Here is a 14,303-nt window from a genome sequence, read left to right as displayed (position 1 = left end):
AGCCGCCAAAACCCAAAGGCCCCGACATGAGCGCCATCGACGATCTTCCCCCTCTGCGCGAGGTGATCACCACACACGGCTTGTCTGCGCGCAAATCTTTGGGCCAGAACTTTCTGCTGGATCTCAACCTGACCGCCAAGATCGCCCGCCGTGCTGGCGAGCTTTCCGATTGCGACATCCTTGAAATCGGTCCCGGCCCCGGTGGCCTGACGCGCGGCCTTTTGGCCGAAGGCGCGCGCAAAGTGCTGGCGATTGAAAAAGACGAACGCTGCATGCCCGCGCTGGCCGAGATTGCTGATGCCTATCCCGGTCAGCTTGAAGTCATCAACGGCGACGCGCTGGAGATCGATCCGCTCAGCCACCTGACGCCCCCCATCCGCGTCGCCGCCAACCTGCCCTACAACGTCGGCACCGAACTTCTGGTGCGCTGGCTTACGCCCAAACAATGGCCGCCATATTGGCAAAGCCTAACCCTGATGTTCCAACGCGAGGTCGCAGAACGCATCATCGCCACCCCCGGCTCCAAAGCCTACGGTCGCCTTGCTCTGCTCGCGCAATGGCGCGCGGACGCCAAAATCGTCATGACCCTGCCGCCCGAGGCGTTTTCGCCGCCACCCAAAGTGCATTCCGCCGTTGTGCATCTGACCGCCCTGCCCGAACCGCGCTATCCGGCCGATCCCGCGATCCTCTCACGCCTTGTGGCCGCTGCCTTCAACCAGCGTCGCAAAATGCTGCGCGGCTCTCTCAAGGGACAAGCCCCCGACATCGAAGATCGCCTTTTGTCGGCAGGCATCAAACCCACAGATCGCGCCGAACAAGTGGGTTTGGAGCAATTCTGCGCCTTGGCACGGACGTTTGAAAAAGACTGAGACATGCATCTTCACGCGAGGATCTTGAACGGCGTCTATTGTGTCCAAATGACACTCTTGTCCGTGATCGGATTTTTCCCTGAGGACTTTCCATATTGGCTATCAAAGATGCCCAATACACAAATCACCCGATGTCGTGAACTTTTGAGTTCAGGAAGCGATGCCGGCGTGGAGTTCTTACTACTCATAACCTTTGTTGTTCCCCTTGTATTAAGGCTTGCGCGTGTCCGCGCCGTTCCAAGCACATTCGAAATTGTTTTCTTCATTTTCGCTTCTCTGAGTGCAGCATTTGCTATCTGGCTCATTTCCTTGGACTGTGCCTCTGATGTTTTCATGATGTTCGGCGATCCGGAATCCCAATTCATTCTGATTTTCTGGGGTATGGCGGCGCTCTCGCTAAGGCGTTTGCGCCGCACCTATTAATCATTGGCCACATGGCGCCTTGCCAAAGCCCGCTACCCCCGACTCGCAAAAAACCCCAAGGCAACGCCTCGGGGTTCTCAAAAATCTAGGTCTGCACTCAGATCACTCTGCCGCTGAGCTGTCCTCGCTAGGGGCCGGAGCCTCAACAGGCGCGGCCTCAACAGGCTTCTTGCGCGGGCTGCGCTTGCGTGGTGGCTTCTTCGGCTTTGGCGCCTCGGGGGCGGTCTCGGGCGTTTCCACCAAACCGCTGTCTGCCACTTCACCAATCACATCAGGTTGATCGGATTCCGAAGGGTCCGCCGACACGGGTGCATGCGCAGGCGCCTGAGGTGCCTTCTCGCCACCGTTGTTGCCTTCACGCTCTTGGCGCTCGATACGCTCACGCCGCTCGCGATCACGGTCTTGCTGACGCTCACGGTTCTGGCGTTCCTGCTCTTCACGGCGCGCGTCTTGCTCGCGCTGTGCTTCGTTGAGCATGCGTTGATAATGCTCCGCATGCTGCTGAAAGTTTTCAGTGGCAACACGGTCATTGCCCAACTGGCTGTCGCGCGCCAACTGGTTGTATTTGTCTATAACTTGCTGCGGGGTACCGCGCACCTTGCCCTCAGGGCCGGAGCTGTCAAACACACGGTTGACGATATTGCCGGAGGGACGGTTGTTGCGGTTGCCTTTGTTCCGCGAACGGGACTTAGAAGATCTCATATTCTTTGCAATCCAGACTTGGTCAATTGCGGTCGCTAACCCGTTTTACGCCTCTTGCGCTCTGAATTCCGGTTGCGACGATTTCTGGCTTGGTGTCCGCCGGGACCGCCCGTTATGGGCATCCACCGATCAGACGCGATATTCGTAGAACGCTAACGCGCGCGAGACAAGGCTTATTATGCATCTATCTTACGTGAAACCGAAAAAATTGGCCGCAAAACCACAATCAATGGCGATTTACACCACAAACAACGCGGTTTCTCCCGTCCAAATCATTGAGAATTTCCACATCTTGCAACCCCGCCTCCGCAAATAATGCCGCCACAGCAGGCCCTTGCTGCCAGCCGATTTCCACCATCAAACGCCCGCCTTCGCTCAGATGCGTCGCAGCACTTGCGCTGATGACGCGGTACGCCGCCAACCCGTCGCCCTCATCGGTCAAGGCCATGCGCGGCTCAAACGCCAATTCCGGCGCCAATCCGGCCATCTCATCAAGCGCGATATAAGGCGGGTTTGATACGATCAGATCAAAGTCTCCAGAGACCTCGCAGAACCAGTCACTGCGCACGAACTCCAGCCGATCCGCAACGCCAATGGTCTCGGCGTTTTCTCTCGCTACCTTCAAGGCAGCTTTGGACACATCCGTTGCCACGCCCTGCGCCTCGCGCCGCGCCGCCAGCAACGAAATCGCAATCGCGCCAGAGCCCGTACCCAAATCCAACACACGCGAAAACGGCGTTCTCAATGCCACAGAAACCAAAGTTTCTGTCTCAGGTCGCGGATCCAGCGTGTCGGCAGTGACCTTGAACTCATGTGCATAAAACGCCCGTCGCCCCAAAAGATGCGACAAAGGCTCCCGCGCCATACGCCGAGCCACCAGAGGCAGCAACGCCTCCTGATGCTGTGACGAGGCCGCCTGCCCGATTTCCAGCGTCAACCGGGCCAACGGCACGCCGGTCACATACGCCACCAAAAGTCGCGCTTCGCGCGGCGCACCATCGATCCCTGCCGCCGTCAAGGATCCCGCAACCTGCGCCACCAGATCCGAGATGGTCAGGTTCACGCCTCCATCTCCGCCAACGCGGTGGCCTGCGCATCCGCGGTCAGCGCATCGATGGTTTCATCCAGATCGCCTGCCATCACCTGATCCAGCTTATAAAGCGTAAGATTGATCCGGTGATCCGTCATGCGGCCTTGCGGAAAGTTGTAGGTCCGAATGCGTTCAGAGCGGTCACCCGACCCCACCTGCCCGGCCCGATCCGCCGCACGCTCATCATTGATGCGCTGCCGCTCCAGATCAAACAGGCGGGTCTTGAGAACCTGCATCGCAATCTCACGGTTGCGGTGTTGTGACTTTTCCGAGCTCACCACAATGATGCCCGTTGGCAAGTGGGTGATCCGCACTGCGGAATCGGTGGTGTTCACGTGCTGCCCACCCGATCCAGATGCGCGCATCGTATCAATGCGGATATCTTGCGCGTCGATCTGCACGTCCACGTCTTCGGCTTCGGGCAACACCGCCACAGTGGCCGCCGACGTGTGAATGCGCCCGCCGCTTTCTGTGGCTGGCACGCGTTGCACCCGATGCACACCGCTTTCAAATTTCATGCGCGCAAAGACATTTTCGCCTTTGATATGCGCCACAACTTCTTTGATACCGCCAAGCTCTGTGGCGTTTTCCTCAAGGATCTCAAGCTTCCAGCCGCGCGTCTCACAATAGCGCTGATACATGCGCAGCAAATCACCCGCGAACAAAGCCGCCTCATCGCCACCTGTCCCGGGGCGGATCTCAAGGATCGCCGGCCGCGCATCCGCCGCGTCTTTGGGCAGCAAAGCCAACTGCAATGCGTGCTCTGCATCAGGCAACGCAGCCTTCAGCTCCGGCAATTCTTCTTCGGCCAGCGCCTTCATATCCGGATCGCCAAGCATATCTTCGGCGTCATCAATGTCGATCAGCAACCGCCGATACGCCCGGATTTGCTCCACCACAGGCTTGATGTCGGCATATTCTTTGGCCAACGCCGAAATATCGCCGCTGCCTTCTGCCATCTGCGCTTCAAGAAATTCAAACCGCCGGGTGATCTGTTCAAGTCGTTCTAAAGGAACCATGCCGCTACCTGAGACAATCCGCGGGTTTGGTCAAGCCCGCGCTTTGCTGTAAACTACGACTATGAAACGCTTGGCCCTAATCCTGTGCACCTTTGCCGCCCCCGTCTTTGCCGACGGGTTTATCAACGGCGTCCCTGTTGATTGCTACTGCACCGACAGCAAAGGCCAACGCATCGAGGTTGGCGAAACCATCTGCCTTCAGGTAGATGGCCGCATGTTTATGGCGCAATGTCAGATGTCGCTGAACGTGCCGATGTGGCGCGAAATCTCACCCGGCTGCCTCAGCTCAGGCCTAATCGGCGGTCAAAGCCGCAATCCAATGATCCACACGCGCAGCGTTGACACCGAAATCCTTGCGACCAAATCGTGAGCGTCCAAAAATCGCCAGCTGATCGCCCTGCATCCGAGCCGTTGTGAAATCGGGATAGCCCACCATGCGCGTGCGCGACACAAACGTGATCATGCCCTCGTCAACCGATCCAGCCAGCACCACGGTGCGCGGGTCGCTCAAAGCCACCTTTGCCAGCTTTGCCAACCCATCCGGTCCCGCATCCACCAACCGGCGCGCACTGTTCTGCCCGTCGCTGTTCTTGGTGATATCTTTGGCCGCATGCCAGCGCGCGGTATCGCTTGGCGCCAGCCGTACATAAGCCAATAGGCCAAAGCCCAGCACCAAAACCACAATTATTATAGTCATTCTTTTCATCCCTCATGTGCACCTTACCGCAGTCGCTCTGACAAAGCCTGTCCTTCTTGTCATTACGTCCGTCCGGCGCATCCGCATCAAAAACACTTTCTGTGCACAATGGCGGGCGGCCTAACATTCATAGACCGCCCTGCATAGCGTTTTGTGAACAAGAGATGAAATCGCGGGCGACTGATCCGATATCCGCCCGCAATCAGAACGCTATTTCAGCGGTTGCGCGGTTTCCACCAACCGCGCAAAGAACGACGCGCCGATCGGGGCAACGTCGTCGTTGAAATCAAATGCAGGATTGTGCAACCCGGCACCCTCTCCGGCACCAAGGAACAAATACGACCCCGGCCGCGATTCCAGCATGTAAGAGAAATCCTCGGCCCCCATCTCCATATCCTGTGCGTCGTTCACCGCGCCCTCACCGGCAATGTCGCGCGCTACATCTGCTGCAAATGCCGTCTGCTTTTCGCTGTTTACGGTCGCGGGATAATTCACATCCAGATCAAGCTCTGCCTTCAACCCGTAGGCCGCCGCGGTCCCTGTCACAATCTCGTTCAAACGGCGGTGAATCATCGTCTGCACGTCTTTGTCAAAGGTGCGAATGGTGCCATTGATCATGCCCAAATCGGGAATCACATTGCTCACCGAGCCCGCATGGATTTGCGTCACGGACACCACGGCCTCGTTGCGGGTGTCGTGGTTGCGGCTCACGATTGTCTGGATCGCATTGACCATCGCCACTGCGGCAACCACCGGATCAACGGTATCCTGCGGATAGGCGCCGTGGCCGCCCGTGCCCTGAATGTTGATCGTGAACGTGTCTACCGCCGCCATGATCGGGCCGGGCTTGGTGTGAAATTCGCCAAACGGAATGCCCGGCACATTGTGCAACGCATACACCTCTTTGACGTCAAACTTGTCCATGACGCCTTCCTGAACCATGACTTCGCCACCGCCGCCTTCTTCCTCAGCAGGCTGGAACATCAATGCAACGCGCCCCGAGAATTTGCGCGTCTCCGCCAGATACTTCGCCGCACCCAACAGCATCGTTGTGTGCCCGTCGTGCCCACAGGCATGCATGCGTCCTTCAACTTCGCTGGCGTATTCCACGCCGGACACCTCATCCATCGGCAGCGCATCCATGTCCGCGCGCAATCCAACCGTTGGCCCCTCGCCTTGCCCGTTGATGATTGCCACCACACCAGACGTAGCGATGCCCTCGTGGATCTCGTCCACGCCAAACTCTTTCAGACGTGCCACCACAAAGGCCGCAGTCTCATGGCAGTCAAACTCCAACTCCGGATGCGCATGCAAATGCCGACGCCACCCCTTCATTTCGTCCGCATAATCGGCAATACGGTTAACAACTGGCATGGGTGGACACCTCTCTGAATATTCGTTCACCTCTACCCAAACCAAAAACCGGAGCCCTCTGCAATGGCCGATGACCCCTTAATCCTAAATCCCAACGGTGGAATGCCGCGCCTTTTAGAGATCATGAGGCGCCTGCGCGATCCCGAAACGGGCTGCCCTTGGGACATTGAACAAGATTTCGGCACCATCGCCCCCTACACGATCGAAGAGGCCTACGAGGTCGCCGACGCAATTGAACGCGAAGCATGGGACGAACTCAAAGGCGAGTTGGGTGATCTGCTGTTTCAGTCTGTGTTTCACGCCCAAATGGCATCTGAACGCGGCCTGTTCACCTTCGATCAGGTCGCCGACACAATGTCGGACAAAATGGTCGCCCGTCACCCGCATGTGTTTGGCGATGAGAACCGCGATAAATCAGCCGAGCAACAAACCCGCGACTGGGAAACCGTCAAAGCCGCCGAACGCGCCTCAAAGGCACAATCAGGCACGTTGGATGGCGTAGCCCTTGGCCTGCCAGCCCTGTTGCGTGCCGTGAAACTGCAAAAACGCGCCGCGCGCGTGGGCTTTGACTGGCCCGATATTTCACAAGTGGTCGACAAAATCGTCGAAGAAGCTGGAGAGCTGGCCGAAGCGCGTGAAAAACTCACCCAAACCGAGGTCGAAGAAGAGTTCGGCGATATGCTGTTTGTCATCGCCAATCTCGCGCGGCATCTGAATATCGAACCCGAAGCCGCCTTGCGCGCCACCAATGCAAAGTTCACCCGCCGCTTCGAAGGCGTCGAGGCCAAGCTCGCCGAACGTGGAAAACGGCCCGAAGACAGTGACCTTGCCGAAATGGACGCCCTTTGGGATGAAGTGAAAATTGAAGAAAAGCAAAGGAACTAGGTGCTCCATGAGCAGCATTTTGGTCTTCGAAAATAAACCTGAACAAAATATTCAGGTATTGACCCGATAAAAAAACTCAGATTTAAGGCTGGCATCGAAACATCCACCGCGAGTGTGACATGACCAAAATTCTTTCTACGTCGATCTTTTTTGCCGCCGCAGCCAGCGTTGCCGCGCCCGCCATGGCCGAAGAAGTCAACGTCTATTCCTACCGCCAGCCCGAGCTGATCAAACCGCTGACCGATGCGTTCACAGCCGAAACCGGCATCAAAGTGAACGTCGCCTACCTGCAAAAAGGCATGGTCGAGCGTCTGCAGGCCGAAGGCTCCCGTTCCCCAGCCGACATGATCCTGACCGTTGACATCTCTCGTCTGGCGGCCGTTGTGAACGCGGGTTTGACCCAACCGATGGAAAGCGACACCATCACCGCAAACGTGCCTGCACAGTACCGTGACCCCGACAACCACTGGTTCGGCCTCACCACCCGTGCCCGCATCGTTTACGCCTCCAAAGATCGCGTAGCTGATGGCGAAGTCACCACCTACGAAGATCTGGCAGACCCAAAATGGGCCGGTCGCATCTGCACCCGCTCCGGCACCAACGCCTACAACGTGGCGCTGACCTCCGCCGTGATCGAACACCACGGTGTCGAAGGCGCGAAAACCTGGCTCGAAGGCGTGAAATCCAACCTCGCCCGCAAGCCACAAGGCAACGACCGCGCACAGGTCAAAGCGATCTGGGCCGGCGAATGCGACATCTCGATCGGCAACACCTACTACATGGGCAAAATGCTGTCTGATGACGAACAGAAAGAATGGGCCGACAGCGTGCGCATCGTCTTCCCCGAATTCGAAGGCAAAGGCACGCACGTCAACATCTCTGGCGTTGCTTTGACCAAATCCGCGCCGAACAAGGAAAACGCCGTCAGGATGATGGAATTTCTGACCTCGCCAGCGGCACAGGAAATCTACGCCAAAGCCAACTTCGAATACCCGATCGCACCGGGCACAGAAGCAGACGCTCTGGTCACTGGCTGGGGTGACTTCACCGCAGATGACGTGAACCTGATGACCCTCGCAGGTCACCGCTCCGACGCTCTGAAAATCACCGAAGAAGTTGACTTCGACGGCTAAGCGACCAAACCAACCAATGTAAAAGGCGGCCCAAGCGGGCCGCCTTTTTTTGTGCGCGGTTCAGAAATTCACACCGTCGCGATACCGACGCAAAACCGACGGGATACAGACTTCTCATTTCTGACCGATTGATAAAATAAATTGCGCGAAACCCCGCCTGATGGCTAGACATCACCGCTTGCCCTTGCCACCCTGCGCCGTCACAAACGACCAACAGGCACCAAGGAGAGGCCCATGAGCCCGCGCAAGATCATCATCGACACTGACCCCGGACAAGACGACGCCGTCGCCATCCTGCTTGCGCTCGCCAGCCCCGAAGACATCGATGTCTTGGGTATCACCGCCGTCGCGGGCAATGTTCCGCTGCCTTTGACACAGAAAAATGCGCGCATTGTCTGTGAGTTAGCGGGGAAACCTGAAACAAAGGTCTTTTCAGGCTGCGGCGCACCCTTGACGCGCAAACTGGTCACTGCGGAGCACGTGCACGGCAAAACCGGCCTTGACGGTCCGACGCTGTCTGACCCGACCATGCCACTTCAAGATCAACACGCCGTAGATTTTATCATCGATACCCTGCGTGCCGAAGAGTCAGGGACGGTAACCCTGTGCCCTCTCGGCCCTTTGACCAACCTCGCGACCGCTTTCAACAAGGCGCCAGATATTGTTGAAAAGGTTCAGGAAATAATTCTAATGGGCGGCGCATATTTTGAGGTTGGCAACATCACCCCAGCGGCAGAATTCAACATCTACGTTGATCCCGAAGCCGCCGATGTCGTGTTCAAATCCGGCGTCCCGATTGTGGTCATGCCCCTCGACGTGACCCACAAAGCGCTTGTCACCAAACCACGCAACGACGCCTTCCGTGCCATAGGCACAAACGTTGGTATCGCAGTTGCCGAAATGACTGATTTCTTTGAAAGATTCGACAAGGAGAAGTACGGATCCGCAGGCGCACCTTTGCATGATCCCTGCGTTACGGCCTATCTGATTGCGCCTGACTTGTTCAAAGGACGGCACGTGAACGTGGAAGTGGAAACCCAATCCGACCTGACCCTTGGCATGACCGTCGCCGACTGGTGGGGCGTAACCGACCGTACGCCCAACGCCCTCTTCATTGGTGACTTGGACGCAGATGGATTCTTTTCCCTTTTAACTGAAAGGCTTGCACGCCTATGACAACCGCGCTGCATCTCGCGAACGAAGCCGATTTCGTCAAGCTCGAGCCGCTTGTTGAGGCCTTCCATACCGAGATGCAGATCGCATCGGACACCGACAGCCGCATCGCGGGGCTTCTACCGCTCCTGCATGGCTCGCCCTATGGCGCGGCCTACCTGCTCGGCCCGCGCCGCGCCCCAGTTGGATATATTGTTGTCACTTTTGGGTGGTCCGTGGAATTTGGTGGCATGGATGCCTTCATCGACGAAGTCTACATTCGTCCCACCGTCCGGGGTCGCGGAATGGCGACCGAAGCGTTGATTGGCCTCGCCAAAGCGCTTGAAAATGTTGACGTTTGCGCCCTTCATCTCGAAGTCGATCGGTCCGATGAAAAGGCGCAGAAACTCTATCTGCGCGCAGGGTTCAAGCCGCGTGATCGCTACATGCTGATGACCCGCAAACTGTCCTGACCCCGACGTGATCAAAGCAGCTCTGGCAATTCCCGAATTCGCCCGTATCTTGGGGGAATGAGCCTTTATATACCGTTTCACAACACCTACGCCCGCCTGCCGGAACGCTTTTTTGCACAGCAAGCCCCGACACCTGTTCGCGCGCCCAAGTTACTGGCCTTTAACGCGCCTCTCGCGGCATCTCTGGGCATCACCGGCACGGATGACACCACCCGGCTTGCGCAAGTGTTCTCCGGTTCTGTCGTGCCGGACGGCGCCGAACCTTTGGCGCAACTCTATTCGGGCCATCAGTTCGGAAACTGGAACCCACAGTTGGGTGATGGGCGCGCAGTTCTCTTAGGTGAATCAAACGGTTACGACATACAGCTAAAGGGATCTGGCCCCACGCCTTTTTCACGACGCGGCGATGGCCGAAGCTGGCTTGGACCGGTTTTGCGCGAGTATGTGGTATCGGAAGCAATGCACGCCCTTGGCATTCCCACAACCCGCGCTTTGGCTGCCGTGTCCACAGGCGAGGATGTCTTCCGAGAACGACCCTTGCCGGGCGGCGTTATGACCCGCGTGGCGTCCAGCCACTTACGTGTCGGTACTTTTCAAGCGCTTTACGCTCGAAAAGATGTCGAGGGCCTTGAAACTCTTATGAATTTCGCGATCACCCGCCACTATCCAGACGCGCAAACGCCCACGGAATTCCTCGCGGCCGTCATCGCGGCACAGGCTGAACTGATCGCGCGGTGGATGTCGGTCGGCTTTATCCACGGCGTTATGAACACCGACAATTGTTCCATATCGGGCGAAACCATTGATTATGGCCCTTGCGCGTTCATGGATGGCTACAACCCGATGCAGGTGTTTTCCTCAATTGACAGAAACGGGCGGTATGCCTTTGACAATCAATCGGAAATCATCGTTTGGAATATGGCGCAACTGGCCACAACGCTGGTGCCCTTGATGCCTGACGGAGAGGCCGCCGTAGAGACATTCACCGCCCTTGTGCACGATATGCCAAATCAAATCAGGTCCCACCAAACACGGCTCTTTGCTGCCAAAATTGGCCTAACGGATGCGCGCGAAGGTGATCAGGCACTGATCGACGACCTGCTTGACCTCATGGCCAAAGATAGCGCCGATTTCACCAATACTTTTAGATCTTTGTCCGCTGGATCGGCAAGTGATCAATTGATTGATCGCGAGGCCTTTGGGGCTTGGGAACGGCGTTGGCAGGACCGCTTGCAGTCCGAGCCAAACGATCCACAAACGACAATGCGGGCGGCTAATCCGGCGCTCATCCCGCGCAATCACCGCATCGAAGAAATGATTGCTGCCGCGGTCGAGGGTGACATGGCGCCTTTCGAACGTTTGATGGCAGCCCTCGCCACGCCATTCACCGATCCCGGCGATTTCGCCGATCTGACACGCCCGCCCATGGATACTGAGCGCGTGCACCAAACATTTTGCGGCACCTAAGGGCAGCTCATGCGCGTCGCCAGCTACAATCTGCAAAAATGTGTTGGCGTTGATATGCGGCGCCATCCTGCGCGCTCGATGGTGGTCATTCGCGCCTTGCGTGCAGATGTGGTCGTTTTGCAAGAAGCTGACAAACGCATTCCGCCGCGTCCGGCGGCCTTGCCTTTTGACCTTGTTGAAACCAAAGGGTTTTCCGCGGTCGACTTTGGCCAACCCGCGGGTTCACTGGGCTGGCATGGCAACGCCATGCTGGTAGGCGACCGCATCGACGTGATGGAAACCGACAAGCTCACCCTGCCCGGCCTTGAGCCACGAGGTGCCATCCGTGCGGACCTCATGACCCCTCTTGGCGCCCTGCGTGTGGTCGGCGTTCACCTCGGCCTGATCCGCCGATACCGATTGATGCAACTCAACACAATCGCCCACACGCTCGCCCGATTGCCGGACATGCCCACGATCATCGCCGGCGACTTCAATGAATGGGGTCCCAAACATGCGCTGGACGCCGTAACACCCGCTTTTGATTTTGTGAACACAGGGCACAGTTTCCCGTCACCGCGCCCTATCGCGGCGCTCGACGGTTTTGCCCTAACCACCGATTTGAAAGCCGACAAACATGGCGTGCTCAAACGCATTCCAGCCCCCGTTGCATCGGACCATCTGCCGATCTGGATGGACCTCAGCAGACGCACCCCAACTCCGGAGACCACACAATGACTGCCTATTCTGTCTATGATGTTTTCACAATTAAACCTTTTGGTGGCAATCAGTTAGCTGTCATTCCCGATGCAACTCTTTTGCTTGAAACGGATCTCCAAAGCATCGCGCGCGAGTTCAACTTTTCCGAGACGACGTTTGTCTACCCGCCCAACGATGCCTCAAACACCGCGCGCGTCCGGATTTTCACGCCGACGATGGAGGTTCCTTTCGCAGGACATCCCGTGATTGGAACGGCGGTCGCGCTTGAAAATGCCGGCCATGGTCCAGACATGACGTTTGAACTCGGCGTTGGCCCACTCAGCGTCCATGCCGCCAACGGCGCCGCGTCTTTCACCACGTCCGCCTCGTTACAAATCCTCGCCAAGCCTGATCCGGCTCTTGTTGCCAAAGCGCTGGGTATCGCGCCCACGCATATCCGAACGGCCAACCATCCCCCGATCATGGCCTCGCTCGGGCTTGCCTTTACCGTGACGGAAATCGACAGCCGTGAAACACTTGCGGCACTTGAAACCGACATCGCTGCCTTTCGCCAAGGCAACGCCGCCTACCCGTCTGGTCTGGATTTCGCTCAGTTCGCCTATGTACGACAAGGAAACCACATCGACGCGCGCATGTTTGCGCCGCTCGACAACATCCCAGAAGATCCCGCTACCGGCAGCGCCTGCGCGACACTGGCAGCACTCCTTGCCCAGATTGAGGGCGCAGACCTAACCCTCGACATCCTGCAAGGCGAAGACATGGGGCGGCCTAGCCACATAAAGGCCACGACCAACGGACCGGCAGTGACCATCTCAGGTCACGCCGTCTGCACGATGCAAGGAACTTTGGTCTACTGACGTGACTTAGGTGCTATTTTGCAGGGCCGCGACGACCGCCGCGACGATTTCCGCCAGGTTTTCCGCCGCCGGAATTGCCGCCACCAGGACGACCACCACCAGGCTTACCACCCGGACGTCCGCCCGGTTTGCCACCTGGCTTTCCACCGCCACGATGTCCACCGCCGGAATTGTTGCCACCGGCACCGCCACCAGAACCACCGCCGCCTTTGCCACGAGGGGGACCGCGACGCCGACCGCCAGAAGGCTTCACGCCGGGTTTGGCTTCGACACCTTCCCAAGGCCGACCAGAGGCCACGGGAATGTCGATCTTCATCACCTTCTGGATGGCCTTCAATTCGTCCACTTCATCGGGTGAGCAAAACGCAATCGCTGCCCCGTCCATACCGGCACGCGCAGTGCGGCCGATCCGGTGCACATAGTTTTCCGGCACATTGGGAAGGTCGAAGTTATAGACGTGACGCACTTGCGGAATATCCAAACCACGTGCAGCCACATCTGTGGCCACCAGTACTTTGATCTCACCGCTTCGGAAGGCTTTAATGGCGCGTTCACGCTGTCCTTGGCTCTTGTTGCCATGCACGCTGGTGGCCTCAAATCCGGCCCGCACAAGCGCTTTCATCAACCGCTCGGAACCGTGTTTGGTGCGTCCGAATACAATCGCGGCCTCGTCGCGGTGTTTGCCCAACAATTCGATCAACAACGCGGTCTTCTCGGACTTGGCGATAAAGTGGATCGACTGCTCAATCTTGTCGGCGGCCTTGCCCGGTGGATTGACCTGTACTTTGATCGGATCGTCCAAATAGGTGTTGGCAATCTCGGACATCTGTTTTGGCATGGTCGCGGAAAACAGCATGGTCTGGCGTTTTTCCGGCAACCACTGCGCGATCTTGCGCAGCGCATGGATAAAGCCCAGATCCAGCATTTGGTCAGCTTCATCAAGCACAAGGAAGTCTGTGCTGCCCAGATCCATGGCCTTGCGTTCCATCAGATCGATCAAACGACCCGGTGTTGCCACCAAAATATCCGTGCCTTTGTCCAGCCGTGCGATCTGGGGGTTGATGCCAACACCACCGACCACAAGACCAACCTTGAACTGCGTCCCCTCGACCTGCGCGCGCAAGCTGGCAGCGATTTGACCGGCAAGTTCACGGGTCGGCGCCAGAACCAGACCGCGCACAGTGCGGCGTGCGGGGCGTTCGTCATAGCTGAGCATCTGCGCAATCAGCGGCAGACCAAAAGCGAGCGTTTTGCCGGTGCCGGTCTGTGCCAGCCCCATCACATCACGGCCTTCCAGCGCTACGGGAATGGCGCCTTCCTGAATAGGTGTCGGTGTGGTCAGGTCCATCTTTTCCAGACGCGTAACCACTTGCTTGGGCAGGCCAAGCGATTTGAAATCAGCCAAGGGTATCTCCGGCGTATTGGTGGCACTTGTAACTTTGGCGCCTCTTGCGTCAATCGCG

At 57.7% G+C, this 14,303-nt stretch carries 16 protein-coding genes; 10 read left to right on the top strand and 6 right to left on the bottom strand.

The annotated features are described in order from the left end of the window. The first annotated feature begins 26 nt into the window (after positions 1-26). Complete coding sequence (gene rsmA / locus PG871_RS13445; RefSeq protein WP_270730090.1) at positions 27-869, top strand: 16S rRNA (adenine(1518)-N(6)/adenine(1519)-N(6))-dimethyltransferase RsmA; 843 nt, start codon at positions 27-29, stop codon at positions 867-869. Between the two features lie 48 nt (positions 870-917). Then, complete coding sequence (locus PG871_RS13440) at positions 918-1,292, top strand: hypothetical protein (RefSeq protein ID WP_270730089.1); 375 nt, start codon at positions 918-920, stop codon at positions 1,290-1,292. A gap of 102 nt (positions 1,293-1,394) precedes the next feature. On the opposite strand, the gene PG871_RS13435 is transcribed toward PG871_RS13440, so the two are convergent. The 3 genes from PG871_RS13435 to prfA form a co-directional block, all read right to left on the bottom strand. Further along, positions 1,395-1,994 carry a DUF4167 domain-containing protein gene (locus PG871_RS13435; RefSeq protein WP_270730087.1) on the bottom strand — a complete coding sequence of 200 codons (600 nt, stop codon included), beginning with the start codon at positions 1,992-1,994 and terminating at the stop codon, positions 1,395-1,397. Positions 1,995-2,220: 226 nt separating this feature from the next. Beyond that, positions 2,221-3,057, bottom strand: coding sequence for a peptide chain release factor N(5)-glutamine methyltransferase (prmC, locus tag PG871_RS13430; RefSeq protein WP_333559676.1), 837 nt, complete (start codon positions 3,055-3,057; stop codon positions 2,221-2,223). Continuing rightward, complete coding sequence (gene prfA, locus PG871_RS13425; RefSeq protein ID WP_270730086.1) at positions 3,054-4,103, bottom strand: peptide chain release factor 1; 1,050 nt, start codon at positions 4,101-4,103, stop codon at positions 3,054-3,056. Before prfA ends, prmC begins: the two co-directional genes overlap by 4 nt. 61 nt (positions 4,104-4,164) lie before the next feature. On the opposite strand from prfA, the gene PG871_RS13420 reads away from it, so the two are divergent. Further along, positions 4,165-4,473 (top strand): hypothetical protein, encoded by a 309-nt coding sequence (locus PG871_RS13420; protein ID WP_270730084.1) that lies wholly within the window; start codon positions 4,165-4,167, stop codon positions 4,471-4,473. On the opposite strand, the gene PG871_RS13415 is transcribed toward PG871_RS13420, so the two are convergent. Continuing rightward, a complete protein-coding gene (locus tag PG871_RS13415; RefSeq protein ID WP_333559675.1) occupies positions 4,396-4,800 on the bottom strand; it encodes a DUF1499 domain-containing protein in 405 nt (134 codons plus the stop codon). The genes PG871_RS13420 and PG871_RS13415 overlap by 78 nt on opposite strands. A gap of 210 nt (positions 4,801-5,010) precedes the next feature. Then, positions 5,011-6,174, bottom strand: coding sequence for a M20 aminoacylase family protein (locus PG871_RS13410; RefSeq protein WP_270730082.1), 1,164 nt, complete (start codon positions 6,172-6,174; stop codon positions 5,011-5,013). 63 nt (positions 6,175-6,237) lie between these two features. Between PG871_RS13410 and mazG the strand changes: the two genes are divergently transcribed. From mazG to PG871_RS13375, 7 genes are all read left to right on the top strand, one after another. Further along, positions 6,238-7,059 (top strand): nucleoside triphosphate pyrophosphohydrolase, encoded by an 822-nt coding sequence (gene mazG / locus PG871_RS13405; RefSeq protein ID WP_270730081.1) that lies wholly within the window; start codon positions 6,238-6,240, stop codon positions 7,057-7,059. 119 nt (positions 7,060-7,178) lie between these two features. Next, entirely contained in the window at positions 7,179-8,192 is a 1,014-nt protein-coding gene (locus PG871_RS13400; RefSeq protein WP_270730080.1) for a Fe(3+) ABC transporter substrate-binding protein, read from the top strand. Positions 8,193-8,426: 234 nt separating this feature from the next. After that, on the top strand, positions 8,427-9,368 hold the full coding sequence (locus tag PG871_RS13395) for a nucleoside hydrolase (protein ID WP_270730079.1): 942 nt from the start codon (positions 8,427-8,429) through the stop codon (positions 9,366-9,368). Beyond that, entirely contained in the window at positions 9,365-9,817 is a 453-nt protein-coding gene (locus PG871_RS13390) for a GNAT family N-acetyltransferase (RefSeq protein WP_270730077.1), read from the top strand. Before PG871_RS13395 ends, PG871_RS13390 begins: the two co-directional genes overlap by 4 nt. Positions 9,818-9,874: 57 nt before the next feature. Next, positions 9,875-11,284 carry a protein adenylyltransferase SelO gene (locus PG871_RS13385; RefSeq protein ID WP_270730076.1) on the top strand — a complete coding sequence of 470 codons (1,410 nt, stop codon included), beginning with the start codon at positions 9,875-9,877 and terminating at the stop codon, positions 11,282-11,284. Positions 11,285-11,293: 9 nt separating this feature from the next. Further along, positions 11,294-12,001: an endonuclease/exonuclease/phosphatase family protein gene (locus tag PG871_RS13380; RefSeq protein ID WP_270730074.1), complete on the top strand. Its 708-nt coding sequence runs from the start codon at positions 11,294-11,296 to the stop codon at positions 11,999-12,001. Next, positions 11,998-12,840: a PhzF family phenazine biosynthesis protein gene (locus tag PG871_RS13375; RefSeq protein ID WP_270730072.1), complete on the top strand. Its 843-nt coding sequence runs from the start codon at positions 11,998-12,000 to the stop codon at positions 12,838-12,840. The genes PG871_RS13380 and PG871_RS13375 overlap by 4 nt, the downstream gene beginning before the upstream one ends. A gap of 13 nt (positions 12,841-12,853) precedes the next feature. Here PG871_RS13375 and PG871_RS13370 read toward each other — a convergent pair whose 3' ends face one another. Continuing rightward, positions 12,854-14,245: a DEAD/DEAH box helicase gene (locus tag PG871_RS13370; protein WP_270730068.1), complete on the bottom strand. Its 1,392-nt coding sequence runs from the start codon at positions 14,243-14,245 to the stop codon at positions 12,854-12,856. Between the last annotated feature and the right edge of the window lie 58 nt (positions 14,246-14,303).

Origin of the sequence: Shimia sp. Alg240-R146 (genome assembly GCF_947331465.1) — a bacterium.
In the GTDB taxonomy this organism is placed as follows: domain Bacteria; phylum Pseudomonadota; class Alphaproteobacteria; order Rhodobacterales; family Rhodobacteraceae; genus Shimia.
Note: the sequence above shows the minus strand (reverse complement) of the source record. Positions and strands in the feature narration are given on the sequence as shown.

Bases quoted from the DNA above. Each gene is read 5' to 3' on its own strand.
- rsmA (WP_270730090.1), top strand. From the start codon at position 27: ATGAGCGCCATCGACGATCTTCCCCCTCTGCGCGAGGTGATCACCACA.
- PG871_RS13440 (WP_270730089.1), top strand. From the start codon at position 918: ATGACACTCTTGTCCGTGATCGGATTTTTCCCTGAGGACTTTCCATAT.
- PG871_RS13435 (WP_270730087.1), bottom strand. From the start codon at position 1,994: ATGAGATCTTCTAAGTCCCGTTCGCGGAACAAAGGCAACCGCAACAAC.
- prfA (WP_270730086.1), bottom strand. From the start codon at position 4,103: ATGGTTCCTTTAGAACGACTTGAACAGATCACCCGGCGGTTTGAATTT.
- PG871_RS13420 (WP_270730084.1), top strand. From the start codon at position 4,165: ATGAAACGCTTGGCCCTAATCCTGTGCACCTTTGCCGCCCCCGTCTTT.
- PG871_RS13415 (WP_333559675.1), bottom strand. From the start codon at position 4,800: ATGACTATAATAATTGTGGTTTTGGTGCTGGGCTTTGGCCTATTGGCT.
- PG871_RS13410 (WP_270730082.1), bottom strand. From the start codon at position 6,174: ATGCCAGTTGTTAACCGTATTGCCGATTATGCGGACGAAATGAAGGGG.
- mazG (WP_270730081.1), top strand. From the start codon at position 6,238: ATGGCCGATGACCCCTTAATCCTAAATCCCAACGGTGGAATGCCGCGC.
- PG871_RS13400 (WP_270730080.1), top strand. From the start codon at position 7,179: ATGACCAAAATTCTTTCTACGTCGATCTTTTTTGCCGCCGCAGCCAGC.
- PG871_RS13395 (WP_270730079.1), top strand. From the start codon at position 8,427: ATGAGCCCGCGCAAGATCATCATCGACACTGACCCCGGACAAGACGAC.
- PG871_RS13390 (WP_270730077.1), top strand. From the start codon at position 9,365: ATGACAACCGCGCTGCATCTCGCGAACGAAGCCGATTTCGTCAAGCTC.
- PG871_RS13385 (WP_270730076.1), top strand. From the start codon at position 9,875: ATGAGCCTTTATATACCGTTTCACAACACCTACGCCCGCCTGCCGGAA.
- PG871_RS13380 (WP_270730074.1), top strand. From the start codon at position 11,294: ATGCGCGTCGCCAGCTACAATCTGCAAAAATGTGTTGGCGTTGATATG.
- PG871_RS13375 (WP_270730072.1), top strand. From the start codon at position 11,998: ATGACTGCCTATTCTGTCTATGATGTTTTCACAATTAAACCTTTTGGT.